The sequence below is a fragment of the Paraburkholderia sp. HP33-1 genome (genome assembly GCF_021390595.1).
Classification (GTDB): domain Bacteria; phylum Pseudomonadota; class Gammaproteobacteria; order Burkholderiales; family Burkholderiaceae; genus Paraburkholderia.
Window position 1 is genome coordinate 1,315,416 of the sequence record NZ_JAJEJR010000002.1, and the last position, 15,435, is coordinate 1,330,850.

Annotated in this window: 14 protein-coding genes; 7 read left to right on the forward strand and 7 right to left on the reverse strand. The window is 61.7% G+C overall.

What is annotated here, in order from left to right:
* Positions 1 to 28 precede the first annotated feature (28 nt).
* From L0U81_RS21950 to L0U81_RS21960, 3 genes are read right to left on the reverse strand one after another with little or no spacing between them, the layout of a single operon-like run.
* A complete protein-coding gene (locus L0U81_RS21950; protein WP_233805608.1) occupies positions 29 to 1,030 on the reverse strand; it encodes a YncE family protein in 1,002 nt (333 codons plus the stop codon).
* A gap of 44 nt (positions 1,031 to 1,074) precedes the next feature.
* On the reverse strand, positions 1,075 to 2,316 hold the full coding sequence (locus L0U81_RS21955) for an MFS transporter (protein WP_233805609.1): 1,242 nt from the start codon (positions 2,314 to 2,316) through the stop codon (positions 1,075 to 1,077).
* Between the two features lie 60 nt (positions 2,317 to 2,376).
* Complete coding sequence (locus L0U81_RS21960) at positions 2,377 to 2,571, reverse strand: Fe-Mn family superoxide dismutase (protein WP_233805610.1); 195 nt, start codon at positions 2,569 to 2,571, stop codon at positions 2,377 to 2,379.
* 443 nt (positions 2,572 to 3,014) lie between these two features.
* Between L0U81_RS21960 and L0U81_RS21965 the strand changes: the two genes are divergently transcribed.
* The 5 genes from L0U81_RS21965 to L0U81_RS21985 all read left to right on the forward strand — a co-directional run bounded on the left by L0U81_RS21965 (position 3,015) and on the right by L0U81_RS21985 (position 8,408).
* A complete protein-coding gene (locus L0U81_RS21965) occupies positions 3,015 to 4,022 on the forward strand; it encodes a hypothetical protein (protein WP_233805611.1) in 1,008 nt (335 codons plus the stop codon).
* A gap of 244 nt (positions 4,023 to 4,266) precedes the next feature.
* Complete coding sequence (locus tag L0U81_RS21970; protein ID WP_233805282.1) at positions 4,267 to 5,682, forward strand: IS1182 family transposase; 1,416 nt, start codon at positions 4,267 to 4,269, stop codon at positions 5,680 to 5,682.
* A 515-nt stretch (positions 5,683 to 6,197) separates the two neighbouring features.
* The gene (locus L0U81_RS21975; RefSeq protein WP_233805612.1) at positions 6,198 to 6,551 is read left to right on the forward strand and encodes a DUF1428 domain-containing protein; all 354 of its coding nucleotides are present in this window, start codon (positions 6,198 to 6,200) and stop codon (positions 6,549 to 6,551) included.
* Positions 6,552 to 7,048: 497 nt separating this feature from the next.
* The gene (locus tag L0U81_RS21980; RefSeq protein ID WP_233805613.1) at positions 7,049 to 7,735 is read left to right on the forward strand and encodes a hypothetical protein; all 687 of its coding nucleotides are present in this window, start codon (positions 7,049 to 7,051) and stop codon (positions 7,733 to 7,735) included.
* A gap of 124 nt (positions 7,736 to 7,859) precedes the next feature.
* A complete protein-coding gene (locus tag L0U81_RS21985; protein WP_442793459.1) occupies positions 7,860 to 8,408 on the forward strand; it encodes a DUF2515 family protein in 549 nt (182 codons plus the stop codon).
* Positions 8,409 to 8,512: 104 nt separating this feature from the next.
* On the opposite strand, the gene L0U81_RS21990 is transcribed toward L0U81_RS21985, so the two are convergent.
* Positions 8,513 to 9,370 (reverse strand): oxidoreductase, encoded by an 858-nt coding sequence (locus L0U81_RS21990; protein WP_233805615.1) that lies wholly within the window; start codon positions 9,368 to 9,370, stop codon positions 8,513 to 8,515.
* Between the two features lie 117 nt (positions 9,371 to 9,487).
* Here L0U81_RS21990 and L0U81_RS21995 point away from each other — a divergent pair, with 117 nt between their 5' ends.
* Positions 9,488 to 10,441, forward strand: coding sequence for a LysR family transcriptional regulator (locus L0U81_RS21995; RefSeq protein WP_233805616.1), 954 nt, complete (start codon positions 9,488 to 9,490; stop codon positions 10,439 to 10,441).
* 125 nt (positions 10,442 to 10,566) lie between these two features.
* On the opposite strand, the gene L0U81_RS22000 is transcribed toward L0U81_RS21995, so the two are convergent.
* The 3 genes from L0U81_RS22000 to L0U81_RS22010 are packed head-to-tail and all read right to left on the reverse strand — an operon-like array spanning position 10,567 to position 14,598.
* The gene (locus tag L0U81_RS22000; RefSeq protein ID WP_233805617.1) at positions 10,567 to 11,871 is read right to left on the reverse strand and encodes a c-type cytochrome; all 1,305 of its coding nucleotides are present in this window, start codon (positions 11,869 to 11,871) and stop codon (positions 10,567 to 10,569) included.
* Positions 11,872 to 11,888: 17 nt separating this feature from the next.
* Positions 11,889 to 14,141 carry a xanthine dehydrogenase family protein molybdopterin-binding subunit gene (locus tag L0U81_RS22005; protein ID WP_233805618.1) on the reverse strand — a complete coding sequence of 751 codons (2,253 nt, stop codon included), beginning with the start codon at positions 14,139 to 14,141 and terminating at the stop codon, positions 11,889 to 11,891.
* Position 14,142: 1 nt separating this feature from the next.
* The gene (locus L0U81_RS22010; protein WP_233805619.1) at positions 14,143 to 14,598 is read right to left on the reverse strand and encodes a (2Fe-2S)-binding protein; all 456 of its coding nucleotides are present in this window, start codon (positions 14,596 to 14,598) and stop codon (positions 14,143 to 14,145) included.
* A gap of 354 nt (positions 14,599 to 14,952) precedes the next feature.
* Here L0U81_RS22010 and L0U81_RS22015 point away from each other — a divergent pair, with 354 nt between their 5' ends.
* A complete protein-coding gene (locus L0U81_RS22015; RefSeq protein ID WP_233805620.1) occupies positions 14,953 to 15,351 on the forward strand; it encodes a hypothetical protein in 399 nt (132 codons plus the stop codon).
* The last annotated feature ends 84 nt before the right edge of the window (positions 15,352 to 15,435 follow it).

Consider the following 15,435-nt stretch of genomic DNA (forward strand, 5'->3'; position numbering starts at 1 on the left):
GAATGCGCGCACCGTCAGACACCTAAACTCACCGGGGCGCCATTATGCGCAGCACAGGATGTCCGTCGACGTCCTTCAGCGGGAACCAGGACCGATGCGTCTGCGCATCGACACTCACGACATGCGCGTTCGGCCCGACCCTGCCATCGCCGATCTTCGACACGCCGGACGCGCCTACGCTGAACATTGACACGACGCCCGACTCACCGGCCACGTATGCCATGCGCAATGCGGGATCGAAGGCGAGCACATCAGGATCGCCGCCGATGTCGAACGCCCTGACGACCTTCATCGTGCGCATGTCGAGTACCAGCAGGCGATCGTTGTCCTCACAGGCAATCAACGCGAGGCGTGATTCCGGGACGATCAGCAGTCCATGATTGCCCTTCGCGCCCGGCAGATCAGTACGGGAAACGACTGTGTTGGTGGCCGGATTTATCTCCACCAGTTGTCGCCGCGTCTGCACGTTGACGAAGATGTGTCGAGAAACTGGGTCATATTGCGAATTGCCAACTTCACCGTCGAGCGGAATCGTCGCAATACGGCGGTTGCTCGGAACATCGATCACTGTCTCCGTCTCTCCGGTCTCGTCTGATACGAAGAGTCTGCGCGCATCGGGCGCATACTCCATGCCGTCCGGATAGATGCCGCCGGGCGCACGGGCAGTGATGCTCAGCGTGTGCTCGTCGATCGCGACAACCTCGTTTGTGCCAGTTGCCGACGCAAACACGCGGGACAGTTCGGGGGCCACCAACACGCCGTGCACGGCGGAGATGCCAGGTATGCGCGCGACGACGCGCGATGCGAGTGTGTCAAATACGACGACTTCGCTGTCCCCCAGATGCGCGATGAATAGCAGATGGCGGCCGGGGTCGTAGGTTGCATAGTCGAATCGTGACGTGCGTCCTGGCAGCGGCACATCCTCAATGTGCTTCAGTGGCAAGTTGCCGGTCACCGCGTCATCCGCTCCCTGTGCGACACAATCGGTACCGCTCCCGCCTGCAACCGCGACCGCGACCGCGAAAAGCATACCGATGAGTGGCGCAACGAAGCGATGGCCCGCGCGTCCACTTTTCACGATGATCCTCCGTCCGGCCTGATACGACGGAACGCCGCGAGCACCGCGAGATCGTAGGCAATCTTGAGCGTGCCGCACGCTACCAGGGGTGCGCCGAGCCATCCGGCTCCGAGCAGCCCGCCGGCGATCGTTGGCGCGATAGCCGCCGCAAGGCTACGTGGTACCGCCGTAAAGCTCGCAGCGGCCGGTCGTTCGGGCGGTGTCACGACAGCCATCACGTAAGCGCTACGGGTCGGCACATCGAGCTGCGACAACGCACTGCGCGCAAGCAGCAACACCAGGGTCAGCGGCAGCGAGGACGTGAAGGCGGCAGCGATGAGGCACACGCTCGATGGAATGTGGGTGAACACCATCGTGTTGAGCAGGCCGATCCTTCGAGCAATCGGTGCAGCCGCCAGTTGCGACCCGGCACTGAGCAGCCCCGACCAGAAAAAGAACTGCCCTGCCGCAGCGAGAGAAAAACCAAAGCGCTGGATAAGCCACAGCGTCAGCAGCGAGTTCACCAGCAGTCCACCTGCAAACGCGTCGACGCTAAACAGCAGCGCGAGGCGTATGACGATCCCGCGCGACGGTCCGAGCGGCGCTCTGGCTGCCGCTGTGTGTGGCTCACGCTTCGGCAGGCGGAGGTATAGCAGGAATACAGCGAAGCCCGTGATCGCGTATGCGTTGAACATCCCGCGCATCGCGAGGAGCGCGGAAACCCTGGAATGTGCCGCAATCCAGTCCGGAAGTGCGGCGAGCAGAGCGCCCAGTGCTGCGGACAGCCCACCCACGAGGCTGTAGCGGGCGAAGAGCGCAGTTCGGGCGTCGCTGTTCGCAGATTCGGCAAGGCGTGCGTGCTCAAGCGGCAGAAACAGGCTGACGTCACCCGAGCCTGGATTGAGCGTGCCGACAAACGCTACAAGGAGCAGCGGCCATAGTGACGAGAGGAATCCAAACGCAAGACCGGTTGCTGTCATCAGGGCGGCAGCGAAGAGCAGCAGCGCACGCTGCGGGTAACGGCTACCCAGCAGGCCGACAACAATCGTCGCAACAGCCGAGCCGAGCAGTGTGGCCGTGCCGATCAGGCCGACCGTGAGCTTCCCGAAACCGAGCGCGAGAAGATACGCTGGCAGCAGTACGGCGACGAAGCCATCGCAAATCCCGCGCAGGCTCCTGGCTGCAAGCAGCACCCACGCACTCCCGTCCACGCCCGCAGGCGGAAGCAGGATTGAAAGTCGCGCCCTGGCAGGATTCATGACAGTACCCAGGTTTTCGCCTCGACGTTACACCACGCGCATGCATGCTGCCCGCGTGCTTCAGGCCGACGCGCGCGACGGCATCGCCTCCTGAAGGCTCATTGCAGCGTTATCCCAGTTGATGATGCTGAACAGCTGGTTGACGTGCTCGTTGTGGCGATGCTGATACTTCAGGTAATAGGTATGCTCGAAGAGGTCGAGGACCAGGATCGGCTGGGACAGTCGTGGTTCCCTTCTTCTCGACGGATATCTCATGCGAAACCGACAAGGTCTTGGCGATTTCCGTCCGAGGGGCACGCGTCCGTTCCCATGAAAGTACGCTTGCAGACAGCGCTCGCTCAGTGCCATCGATGCCGACGCCATCCTGCGCACATCGCGAAACAGCAACAGTCGCGTACTGCATGTGAGGGCGAGCGTTGTGAGGATGCAGGGCTCCGACAATTCGTCGCTCGCACGTCTCTTGTATCCGATGCAGGCTGTCTTGATTCAGTCCAACGGCGTGATCTCCAGGTTCGACCGGCATGTCCGATCCGATCTTGCGAATCCATGCTGTGAACCCGGGCAAAGTGCAAATCGCAGAGGAAGCACGCTGACTGAGTTTCCTCCCTGAAACAGGGAGAAACCTCAGATATCCCGCTTGCTTCAAGGCCGGCGATGCGTGCAGGTTGATGGACTCAATCACTCGACAGAGAGGAGCCATGAATCGGACTCAAGCACTTTTGACGGTAATGGTCGCCAGCCTGGTGCTGACTGCTTGCGGCGGTGGCGGCAATTCTTCTTCAAACGTTGAAAGTACCGCTACCACTCCTGCAGCCGCTTCTGCTCCCACCGCCGCTTCCACTCCCACAGCCACGAGTTCGTCGACGAACCTCGTTGCCATCGGCGATAGTTTGACGCAGGGAGTCGGATCGGCGAACGGCGGTTATCCGGCAATATTGTCCGGAATGCTGAGTAATAGACCCTATGCGAATCTCGGCGTCGGAGGTCAAACATCGACGCAAATCGCAGCGCGGGTCGGAGCGTTGCCATCCGCAGTGACGCTCGTTGGCGACGCAGTGCCGGCAAGCACCACTGCAGTCGGTTTGTCGAATTTGTCGATCGAACTGTTGTCGACACCGGCCGATGACACCGCTCGCAGCGAGTCAGGAACGCTCTGTTCGGTTCATGGCGCGCTCCAGCGGACAGCGGCTGGCGGCCCGCCGTCGACGACCGAAAGCTATACCTTCACGCGTGACAGCGCCGGGTCGGCTGTGCCGTGTGCCGCTGGATCGGCATTCCTTGCCGACACGGAAGGTTATGACATGTGGACCGCGATCATTTGGGTCGGTCGTAACAATTACGCTGACCCTTCGACTGTCATCGCGGACGTCAAATCCATCGTGCAGTGGCTCAAGCCAGCTGGTGCGCACTTCGCGGTGCTGTCGGTCATCAAGGGCGAGTACAGCTATGAATATGCCGGCGCACAGGGCGCGCAGGACATCGACGATATCAACGCGTCCTTGAAAGCGGCGTATCCGGACAATTTCATCGACGTCGAGACGACACTAGTCAATTCGTACGATCCGAGCCTTCCTCAGGACGTCATGGATCACAACAACAACATCCCACCGACTTCGCTGCGTTCCGACACGGTGCATCTCAACGACGCCGGCTATACGATCGTCGCCGGGCAGGTGAAGTCGTTCCTCGCGTCCAGGAACTGGTAAAGGGGTGCTTCGTCGCTCGCGCGGGACATCGCGACTACCGCGCGCCGATCTTCCAGATCGCAGTGGGCTATACGAATGGCTGATTTCCGGGGAGGCCACTTGCGGACAGGCGGTAGCGGCCAGGAGCGGTCCTTCCCAATCAGGTCGCGAGCGTCCGCTTGCCCGCGGATTGTGTTGAAAAAGTCGCCCGGCATGCGGATTGTTGGGTATCCTGGAAGCCATCGATCGACGGGAGTGATTCGTCATGATGGGTCAACTGGGCAGCGGACAGGACAAACTCTTCTACTCGTTCAACCTCGATAGTCACGTCCCTCGCGAGCACCTGTTGAGAGGCATCGATCACTTTCTTGATCTGCGTGATCTACGCCAGCATCTTGCGCCGTTCTACAGTCCCATGGGACGGCCATCGATTGATCCGGAGCTCATGATCCGCATGTTGATTGTGGGCTACTGTTTCGGCATCCGGTCCGAGCGCAGGCTATGCGAAGAAGTGCATCTGAATCTGGCGTATCGATGGTTCTGCCGCCTGGGCCTGGAGGACGCCGTACCCGAACACTCGACATTCTCCAAGAACCGCCACGGTCGCTTCCGCGATAGCGATGTGCTGCGCCATGTGTTCGAGTCGGTACTGGGTCGGTGCATGTCCGAAGGGCTCGTAAAGGGTGAAGGATTCGCGATTGACGCGAGCATCATCAGAGCCGACGCGAGTTCTGTACGCGGTGTTCCGGGTTCTGAACCCATCGACTGGGGTTGTGTCAAGGGCCAAAGCCGTGCCGTGCGGGAGTATCTGGAAGCGTTGGAAGAAGCGAATCCAGCAGGCACCGAAGCGGCGGAGATGACAGAGTCATCGACGCCTCCAAAGAGGATATCCCTGACGGATCCCGCTGCGAGCTGGACAGCCGCCAAGGGTGGCTTGCCGTTCTTCGCCTACTCGACCAATTATCTGATTGACCTGCAAGCAGGGATCATCGTTGACGTCGAGGCGACGCCCGCGAACCGTTCCCACGAAGTGGAATCAACCAGGACGATGATTGATCGCGTTGAGCAGCGGCGCGATCTCAAACCTCGACGTCTTGCAGGCGACACCGCGTATGGCTCAGCAGCGATGCTTGCCTGGATGATCGAAGAGAAGGAAATTGCACCACATGTTCCGGTCTGGGATAAAACGACGCGCAAGGACAATACATTGTCCAGCAGCGAGTTCCGATGGGATGAACTCGCTAATGAATATCGCTGTCCTACCGGGCACGCACTACGCAGTGATCGGCGCAAATTCAGGAATCCGCGCTCGCGCATCACGAAGGCAGACACGATCATCTATCGGGCAAGCCCGCTCGACTGCGGGAGCTGTTCGATGAAGGAGCGCTGCTGCCCGAATACACCATTCCGCAAGATTGCCCGCAGCATCCATGAAGCTGCACGCGACGAGGCCAGGCGTATTGCGAAGACGCCTGAATACAAGCGATCTTGCCGTGAGCGAAAGAAGGTGGAAATGCTCTTTGCGCATCTCAAACGCATCCTGAAACTGGACCGTTTGCGACTGCGAGGTCCAAGCGGTGCTCATGATGAGTTCCTGATGGCAGCGACTGCGCAAAACCTGCGAAGAATGGCCAAGCGGTTCATGCCTGGAAGCAAGCAGATGAACCAGACCGTTGCATGACGAGCAACGGGGGACCGTTGCCTCGTTCAAGGTCGCCGCTTCGCCGATCGCCACAACTCGAAAACGTGCTGCGAACTCCTGCGTCTCCGACCAAAACAAGACTTTTTCAACACAATCCCGCGGCGAGCGGACCTTCGAGGCGCGGCGACTGATGACCCGTCGCTGACCCACTCCAGGGCCCACCAGGCGTGGCGCGTCCTTGAGCACTTGAGCCTCGGTTCGGAACCATGTTCGTGGTTGTGGACCACGTGGTACCGAATGTCGTTCAACGTGATTCAAAGGAAGGTTCGGTTCCGAGATAGCGAGGGCAACCTCCTCGGCATTGGGCAAACGCTTACGTGAGCAGGCCGACGCCATACCTCAAAGCGCCGCTTAGGGTCAAAGCAGGCTATCGGTGCAAGGGAATCGACTATTGTCGATTTCTTGACTCCCCGCTCGTCGTGCGTATGGGCGGTCGTGTTGCGATGCGCTGCCGATCGGCACCTATAGTCCGTATGGGAAAAAGGAGATTGCGAATGACTTACGTCGATGGATTTGTTGTCCCCGTGCCTACAGCCAACCGCGAAGTTTACAGACAGTTCGCAGAAAGAGCGGCGGCCGTCTTCAAGGAGCACGGCGCGTTGAAGGTGGTCGAATGCTGGGGAGATGACGTGCCGGAGGGCAAGGTGACGTCGTTTCCAATGGCGATCAAGCGCAAGGATGATGAGACGGTGGTGTTCTCCTGGGTTGTCTGGCCGTCGCGCCAGTCGCGAGACGAAGGAATGAAAGCGGTAATGGCCGACCCGCGGCTGCAACCAGATAAAGATCCGATGCCTTTTGACGGCCAGCGGCTAATCTATGGCGGTTTCGAAGTGATTGTCGACGCGTGATGGCAGAAAAACATGGCGCCGGTTCGCGTTGAGACGCTAGCCGACGCCGCAGCCTTGGCATTGAACATCCGCGATGCAACGCGTGAATCTCCTGTCGGACTTACGCTGCTCAGGGCAAGCTGTGAAGTCAGGTATCTGGTTAGCAGCGCACGGTCGCGCGTGACGTATAAGTGACTCCAACGGGTCGCGTGCCGCCGATCGCAGCATTACGAGGCTCGGGCTGCGCATGCGGATTGCATCAGGCTGTACCCGGCCAGGACAGGACGGTCAACACGGGTCTCCAGATTGTTCACAATTTTGCGCAGTCGCTCCAGAAGCAGCAGCCGAAACAGGCACACGAGCACGCGTTGCTGGCCATTCGCGAACACTTTGAGTATGTTCGGTAGAGTACCAAACTGCACTGACGTACGAAGGAACATAGTCGGATGCTAGGCCTATGCTCCATGGCATCGCCATTTTTGGATGTTCGCGTGTTATCGCAGCCGAGAGGTTTCCCCATGAAAACGCTTGTCGTGGCGGCATACCTGTCGATGTTTGCGAGGCAGTTTTGCTATGCCGCAATGTTGGTCGGTTGCCTGACAAGACCCGTCGTGGCCCAAGAGCCAGCAAGTGCGCCAAATGCGCCCACCACTACTGCCCCGATCTACAAGGTTGGGGACACGTGGACACTTCTATGGGGGAGAACCGACGCTAAGCCCGGAACTCCCCTCGTTCTGACGGTAGTAGCAGTAACGGAGAAGCAGACGACGTTGTCGTCTTCGTGGAACGGCGCCCCCCCAAAAGAAGTAGATTACGACAATCAGGCAAACATGACGCGAGATGGTAACGGGACAACGTATGAGCCAAGCAATGGATACCTTAGCTTTCCAATGACGGTCGGAAAAGGTTGGGACTTTCATCATGTTCGGCGTTTCACGTCCGGGACCCTTGAGGTGAGCGGACACGCCGAAGTTGTTGCATTCGAGCGCGTCCAGGTATCTGCTGGATCATTTGACGCCTTCAAAATAGAGAGCCGGGGGACGAATGCAAAGCAGCTTGAGCGCTTGTACAGTGCGCCATTCAGAGCAACCTATTGGTATGCTCCCAGTGTAAAGAAAATCATTAAGGAGGATTACGCGTTGTACCTCAATCGCCAGGCGCAGACTCATAATATCGAATTAGCCGCGTTTACACTTGTGCCTTGATGTGTTGGGACTCCGTAGTAAAAATCTATTTATTAACTTTCACAAATATTGCAGTGCCTTTATGGACCTGGCCAAGCAGGTCGCTGGTTGCGTTTGACGAACGACCGTTGTTCGATACCGCCGCATCAATGCAGCCTATGCGAACCTGTGGCTGGATGATCGCCGTTTTCAATGGGCTGGGCTCGCGGCCTTCGCATCAAAACAGGTCGGCTGCGGCCTGCTCAACGCCGCAGAAATGATCTCCAGGTCGAACCGGCAACGGAATACCTATCAGCAATGGAACAACACCAGTTCGCCGCTTGAACGCCTATCGCCTTATGCCTCGCCGCGGATGCCGGTACCGGACCAGGCCGTGGGAGAAGGCGCAACCAAGGTCTATCAGATGTTGGCTAAAAAGAACATGGCCCTGTTCCTGGACGTCTGGCCGCTGCATATGTTCTACAAACGCTTTGGCCTTGAGCGGTTCAAGCGATGTCTGCCGGAGCGGCAGTCGTTGCGAGGCTCGGTCGTGTGGCCAATAGAAGCAGCCGTTCCGTTCGGTGCGGTCCAGCCCAGAGTCATGCAGGCGTTTGAGGCGATTGACGCGGGGAACACGGCTGGCGGTGTCAAATTCCTGGCCGAACATGAGCAGCTCAATGTCCTACGGCGAGCGATCTTTGTCACCGCAAGTTGAAACCGTGCCGCTCGACCAGGCGCTGGCAATCGTGCTGGACTTCTGGATGGCGGATTCACGCGTGAACGGAGGAAACGTTGGCGGACAAGGACCCGATACGCGACTCAAACAGCAAAGTCCGTCGACGCTGACAACTCTTTCCACGTTTCCGTTTCCGCCATCACGTAAGCGCTCTTGTCCGCGATCGCCTTCAGCGTGTCGCTTCCGAGCGGGAGACGCAGCGGCGGCTTCTGCGCGTCAGCGAGGGTGACGAGGGCCGTCGCGAGTTTCTCCGGATTTCCGGGCTGATTGTGATTTAGCCCGACGGCCAGGCGGCGTACCTTACCCGAGGTCTCGTCATAGTCGTCGATGATGTCCTTGCCGACGACGAGCGACGACGCATCGAGAAAATCAGTGCGGAAGTAGCCCGGTTCGATGACGGTCGCATGAATGCCAAGCGGCTTAAGCTCTGCGTGGAGTGCTTCCGTAATGCCTTCGACAGCGAACTTCGTCGAGCTGTACACGCCGAACCCCGCTGCCGCGCGATAACCGCCAATCGACGACATGTTGATCACGTGCCCAGAGCGCTGCTTGCGCATGACCGGCAACACTGCCCGCGTTACGTTCAGCAGACCAAAGACATTGGTGTCGTACATGCGGCGCACGTCCGCGTCGCTCGATTCCTCCACTGCCGCAAGCAGGCCGAACCCCGCGTTGTTGACCAGCACGTCAATGCGGCCGAATTTCTCGATGGCTGCGGCGACCGACGCTCTGGCCTGCGCCTCGTCGGTTACGTCGAGCGCGACTGGCAGCAGCGCGGGCGACGCGCCAAGACGCTCGATGATCGCGGCGACGTTGCGTCCCGCGGCGACGACTGCATTGCCGTCTGCCAGTGCGGCTTGTGCGATCAGCGCGCCAAGACCGCGCGATGCGCCAGTAATGAACCAGACGCGCTTGAATTGCTGTTTCGTGACGTTGCTCATGATGTGCTCCTACGTTTGTGGTGAAGGTGAACGAAGCATATGGCGGGAGATTCGTTCGCACTAGCCGTCGTTTGCTAGACTGATAATCAACTTTTATTTGCGAATCGGAAGCTGCCGATGAACGAGGTTCGAGCGATTTCGATCTTTGCCCGTGCTGCGGCGCTCGGCAATCTGCGCAAGGCCGCCGTTGACCAGGGCATCTCGCCGCAGGCGGCCAGTCACGCGGTCATGCAGTTGGAAAAGTCACTGGGGGTGCGGCTGTTTCACCGGACAACTCGCAAGCTGAGTCTGACGGAAGAGGGACAACGACTGCTGCAAGGCGTCGAGCCGGCGCTGACCATGCTGTCGGCGGCGATCGACGACGCTCGCCGCTCCAAGGAGGAAGTCGCGGGCCCGCTGCGGGTTAGCGCGCCAACGGCGCTCGGGCGAGCGGTGCTTTGGCCGTCCATCCTCGAATTCGCGGCGCTCTATCCCGACGTTCAGCTGGACGTCCGATTCGACGATCACTTCACCGACCTCATCAGCGATCGCGCGGATGTCGGCTTCCGCGGAGGATCACCCCCTTCCGAGGGCGCGATTGCCCGGCGTCTGCTGCCCATTCAACTGGTCGTATGCGCGTCGCCGGCCTACATCGAGCGGTGCGGGGTGCCGAAAACTATCGACGATCTCGACGCTCATCGTTGCACGAGTTACCGGCGCGCGAACACCGGCAAGCAGGCACCGTGGGAGTTTCTGATCGGCAGCGAAATCGTATATCGCGAGATCGCCGCATCGCTGTGCGCAAACGACATCGACGCGGAAACGGAAGCAGTCGTGGCCGGTCTCGCGATCGGTCAGCTTGGCAGCTTTTCGGCTGTTTCCCATATCCGCGCTGGGCGGCTAGTACCGCTACTCACGCAACATATGACCGCGCGCGAGTCGATCTACATCTACTACCGTCATCGAAAGGAGCAACCGCTGCGCGTGAGAACCTTCATCGACTTCATGATCGCGCGGCTCGCGGACAACAGTGAATTCTTCCTCAACGCGTCTGATCTGCGCACTACACCGGGCGCCAAGCGACCGGGCTAAAAGCTGTCGGCATGCGGCACGAGCCCGTTTTTCACAGTAATTGCCGGCCGTGCGCCGTATCTGCTGTGGCGAGTGAGTCGTACGGGGTGCCATCTCCCTTGCATTTCGCACCACCTATCCGACGCTCAACGCGCCGCCTGCGTCGATTGACGCAGCTTCGCCACCTCCGCCACACCGACCGCCGGCGCGCCGTTGTTCCAGCCCGCGCGCACGAAGCTCAGCACGTCGGCGATCTGCTGGTCGTCGAGCACCGCCGCGAAGCCCGGCATCGGGAACGGCGACGGCACGCCGTTGATCACGAGATCGCCGGTGCCGTTCAACGTCACGTTGATCAGCGACGACGCGTCCTTCGCGAGCACGTTCGGATTACCCGCGAGCGGCGCGAGCATCGGCGCGAAGCCGCGTCCGTCGACGCCGTGACAGTGCATGCAATACGCCGTATAGACGCGCGCGCCGGCATCGTTCGCGGGGCGGTCGAGCGACACCTTCGTCGCCTGCGGATCGTACGTATAGGGCGGCGCGGCGTTGCCGCCCGCCGGCGGTAGCGACTTCAGATACGTCGAAATCGCCGCGACATCCTCGTCGCTCATGGCTTGCGTGCTGTTGTTGATCACGCTCGTCATCGAGCCGAACGCCGACGCATGTCGATTCGCGCCGGTCTTCAGAAACGTGCGCAGATCCGCGTCGCTCCAGCGGCCGAGCCCTGCGTTGTGCTCGCCGGTCAGATTCGACGCGAACCAGTCATCGAGCAGCGCGCCGCTCAGGAACGCGTTGCCGCTTTCGTCGAGCGCGATTTCCTGGAACGCGACGCCGCGCGGCGTATGGCACGACCCGCAATGCCCAAGCCCTTGCACCAGATACGCGCCGCGATTCCACGCGGCGTCCTTGCCCGGCCTGTCGCGATACGCGCCTTTGTCGAGAAACGCCATGTTCCAGAACATCAGCGGCCAGCGCATGTTCAACGGCCATCTGATGTCGGACTCGCGATTGGCCTGCTGCACCGGTGCGACGCCGTGCATGAAGAACGCGTACAGCGCCTTCACGTCGTCGTCGTTGACCTTCGCGTAGGACGGATAGGGCATCGCCGGATACAGGTTGTGGCCGTCTTTCGCGACGCCCTCACGCAGCGCTCGCGCAAAGTCCGCTTCCGTGTAGCCGCCGATGCCGGTCTGCGCGTCGGGCGTGATGTTGGTCACGTAGATGCGGCCCATCGGCGTGCTCATCGGCAGGCCGCCGGCGAACGGCTTGCCTTTCGGCGCGGTGTGGCAGGCCGCGCAATCGCCGAGTTGAGCGAGATAGGCGCCGCGTTGCGCGAGCGCCTGGTCGGCGGCGGAGCGGGTTGCCGGAGTTGCCGCCCCGGCAGGCACCTGCGCGAGAAACGGTAAGGCGACGCACAACGCCGCGCCAAGACCCTTCAGCATGTTTTTCATGTCGGGCTCCTTTCTCATCACGCGTTGTGCAGTTGACGGCCGACGGGCAATTGCCGCAGCCGCGTGCCGGTAGCCGCATAGATCGCGTTGGTCAGCGCGGGCGCGAGCGCCGCGGTCCCCGGCTCGCCGATGCCGCCGGGCGCCTCGCCGCTCTTCACGATATGCACATCTATCGGCGGCGTCTGGTTGATGCGCAGCATCCGGTAGTCGGTGAAGTTGTTCTGCTCGACGCGGCCGTCCTTGATCGTGATCTCGCTATAGAGCGCCGCCGTGATACCGAAGATGATGCCGCCCTGCACCTGCGCCTCGATCGTGTTCGGATTGACGAACATCCCGCAATCGACCGCGCAGTTGACGTGCTTGACCGTCACCTCGCCCTGCTCGACGGCGACCTCGACGACGATCGCGAAGAAGCTGCCGAACGCGTGCATCACCGAGATGCCGCGCCCTCGCCCCTTGGGCAGCGCGCTGCCCCAGTTGCCGGCTTGCGCGGCCACGTTCAGCACGTTCAGCGCACGCGGCGATTTGCCGAGCAGGTCGCGCCGGTACTGCACCGGATCGATCTTCGCGTGCGCGGCGAGTTCGTCGATAAAGCTCTCGACCACGAACGTGCCGCGCGTCGGTCCGACGCCGCGCCAGAACGCGGTGGGCACCGCGTGCGGCTCCACGCGCACGTAATCGATCAGTTGGTTCGGCAGGTCGTACGGCAGATCGGCGGCGACTTCCACCGCGTCGGGGTCGACACCATTTTTGACCGCAGGCGGCGCGAAGCGCGCCAGGATCGACGAACCCGCAATGCGGTGCTGCCACGCGACCGGCTTGCCGTTCGCGTCGAGGCCGGCCGAGATCGTGTCGTAGTAGTACGGGCGGTACATGTCGTGCTGGATGTCTTCCTCGCGCGTCCACAGCACCTTGACCGGCGTCGACACCTGTTTGCCGACCTTCACGGCCTGCCTGACCATGTCGGTTTCGAGCCGCCGCCCGAAGCCGCCGCCGATCAGATGGTTGTGCACGATGATCTTGTCGGCCGACAGACCCGTGAGCGCGACCGCCGTATCGACGACGCGCGTCGGCACCTGCGAGCCGAGCCAGATTTCGCACGCGTCGGCGCGCACGTGGACCGTGCAGTTGACCGGCTCCATCGTCGCGTGCGCGAGGAACGGCTGCTGATAAACCGCGTCGACGCGCGACTTCGCAACGCCGAACGCGCGACCGACGTCGCCATCCTTGCGCGCGACCGCGCCGCCGTGTTGCGAGGCCGCCGCCAGATCGTCGACGATGCGCTTCATCGACACCTGCGCGCCCGCGCCTTCGTTCCATTTGATGTCGAGCGCCTGCAGGCCGCGCTTCGCCGCCCACGTATGGTCGCCGATCACCGCGACCGCGTTGTCGAGCTTGATGACCTTGCGCACGCCGGGGATCGTCTTCGCATGCGTGTCGTCGACGCTCGCGAGCGTGCCGCCGAACACCGGGCAGTTCGCGATCGCCGCATAGACCATGTCGGGCACGCGCACGTCGAGCCCGAACATCGCGGTGCCGTCGACTTTCTCGGGCGAGTCGAGACGCTTCGCCGGCGTGCCGATCAGCTTGAAATCCTTCGGGTCTTTCAGCGGCACGTTCTGCGGCGCGGGCAGCGCGGAGGCGGCCTGCGCAAGCTGACCATAGCTCGCGCTGCGATTGCTGGCCGCGTGAAACACCTGACCGGCCTGCGCATGACAACTCGCTGGATCGACCTGCCATTGCTGCGCGGCCGCGTTGATCAGCATCACCCGCGCGGTCGCGCCCGCGCGGCGCATCGGCTCCCACGCGAAGCGGATCGAGGTCGAGCCGCCCGTCAGCTGGCCGCCGAGCAGCGGGTCCATGAAGAGCTTTTCGTTCGGTGGAGCGTGATCGATCGTGACCGCGTCGAGCGGCACTTCGAGCTCCTCGGCGATCAGCATCGGAATCGACGTGTAGACTCCCTGCCCCATCTCGACCTTCGGGATCACGAGCGTGACCTTGCCGGCGGTGTCGATCTGGATGAACGCGTTCGGCGCGAACACGCCGCTTTGCGGCGACTCGTTGGCATCGCCGCCGATCACGCTCTTTCCCGCCTTCTGATCCTGGCTCGCGGCTGGCATGCTGAAGCCGAGCAGCAGACCGCCGCCGGCCGCGGCGCCGACCGTCACGCCGAATTTGAGGAAGCTGCGCCGCGAGATGCCGCGCGCATGCTGTGTGTGGGTGTCCGACGGCTGCGCGCCGTTCTGTGCATCGAGCAATCCCTGGGACATGTCAGGCCCCCTTTGCGGCGTGCTTGATCGCCGCGCGCACGCGGTTGTAGGTCCCGCAGCGGCAGATGTTGCCGGCCATCGCCGCGTCGATGTCCGCGTCGCTCGGATTGGGATTGCTCGCGAGCAGCGAGGCCGCCGACATCACCTGCCCCGACTGACAGTAGCCGCATTGCACGACGTCGAGCTCACGCCAGGCCTGCTGCACTTTCTGGCCCGTGGGCGTGGCGCCGACCGCTTCGATCGTGACGATCTTGCGCTCGCCGACCGCCGCGGCCGGCAATACGCACGAGCGCACCGCGACGCCATCGAGATGCACGGTGCAGGCGCCGCATTGCGCGATGCCGCAGCCGAACTTGGTGCCGGTCAACCCGACGAGATCGCGCAGCACCCACAGCAGGGGTATGTCGGGCGGGGCATCGACGGTATGGGTTTCGCCGTTGATATTGAACGTTGTCATGAGCGGCTCCGGTGGCGTGTTGTGGTCACGCGGTTTAGATCACGACGCCGCACCAGAGCGCGAACACTTGCCGGTTTTGTTCGGCATGTCGCGCTAATACGCAATGAAAAGCGGCCTGTGGTCGAGCGGGCGTCGTCAGAAATTCGGCTGATTGTAGTCGTGGCGAAAGAAGTTCGCTTTGGAGCCGCCCGGCGGCACGTGGAGCGCAATGCGTGCTGCATCGCATGTCTCGATAGAACCGATGCGTTACCATCGACGGAGCAACCCGTTAGCGTGATCGCGTGAGCGCTGCATCGCACTGTGTCCGGTTGCGATGCGCGATACTGTGAGTTACCTCAGCCGCAGGAGCAGCCGATGAACGACCCGCAATGCACTCAATTCCTCTCGGACATTCGCCGACCGTTGCTTGCGCTGCACAAGGCGATTCTCGATCACGAACGCGCCGCGTACGAAAAGGAGTTCGGCCCGGTGACGCCGGCGGCATTCCTGCAGGTGCTGATCAACGGCTCGGGGTTTCGCTGGCTGACGCCGCTATCGACGGTGATCGCGAGCGTCGACGAAATTCTCGACGACGCGGAAGCCGAGCCCGGCGACCGTCGCGCGACCGCCGAGGCCGTGGTCGGCCTGTTCTCGCCCGATCAGCCGAACAACGGCTTCCTGCCGCGTTATTTGCCGCTATTGCAGGCCGACCCGGCAATCCTTCATTACCACGGTGAGGTAGCGCGTCTGCTGCGCAGTGTGCAATCGACGTAAAGGGCGATTCGCCGGGAGCACGGCGGCGGCGGCGTGCGCCGCAGCGCCGGCTCCTCTATTTCCTCACCGTTGCAAAACGGCTGC

What these genes read in the sequence shown, in the direction of transcription:
- L0U81_RS21980 (WP_233805613.1), top strand. Translation starts at nt 7,049, where the DNA reads ATGAAAACGCTTGTCGTGGCGGCATACCTGTCGATGTTTGCGAGGCAG.
- L0U81_RS22005 (WP_233805618.1), bottom strand. Translation starts at nt 14,141, where the DNA reads ATGTCCCAGGGATTGCTCGATGCACAGAACGGCGCGCAGCCGTCGGAC.
- L0U81_RS22010 (WP_233805619.1), bottom strand. Translation starts at nt 14,598, where the DNA reads ATGACAACGTTCAATATCAACGGCGAAACCCATACCGTCGATGCCCCG.
- L0U81_RS21955 (WP_233805609.1), bottom strand. Translation starts at nt 2,316, where the DNA reads ATGAATCCTGCCAGGGCGCGACTTTCAATCCTGCTTCCGCCTGCGGGC.
- L0U81_RS21950 (WP_233805608.1), bottom strand. Translation starts at nt 1,030, where the DNA reads ATGCTTTTCGCGGTCGCGGTCGCGGTTGCAGGCGGGAGCGGTACCGAT.
- L0U81_RS22015 (WP_233805620.1), top strand. Translation starts at nt 14,953, where the DNA reads ATGAACGACCCGCAATGCACTCAATTCCTCTCGGACATTCGCCGACCG.
- L0U81_RS21965 (WP_233805611.1), top strand. Translation starts at nt 3,015, where the DNA reads ATGAATCGGACTCAAGCACTTTTGACGGTAATGGTCGCCAGCCTGGTG.
- L0U81_RS21995 (WP_233805616.1), top strand. Translation starts at nt 9,488, where the DNA reads ATGAACGAGGTTCGAGCGATTTCGATCTTTGCCCGTGCTGCGGCGCTC.
- L0U81_RS21975 (WP_233805612.1), top strand. Translation starts at nt 6,198, where the DNA reads ATGACTTACGTCGATGGATTTGTTGTCCCCGTGCCTACAGCCAACCGC.
- L0U81_RS21960 (WP_233805610.1), bottom strand. Translation starts at nt 2,571, where the DNA reads ATGAGATATCCGTCGAGAAGAAGGGAACCACGACTGTCCCAGCCGATC.
- L0U81_RS22000 (WP_233805617.1), bottom strand. Translation starts at nt 11,871, where the DNA reads ATGAAAAACATGCTGAAGGGTCTTGGCGCGGCGTTGTGCGTCGCCTTA.
- L0U81_RS21990 (WP_233805615.1), bottom strand. Translation starts at nt 9,370, where the DNA reads ATGAGCAACGTCACGAAACAGCAATTCAAGCGCGTCTGGTTCATTACT.
- L0U81_RS21970 (WP_233805282.1), top strand. Translation starts at nt 4,267, where the DNA reads ATGATGGGTCAACTGGGCAGCGGACAGGACAAACTCTTCTACTCGTTC.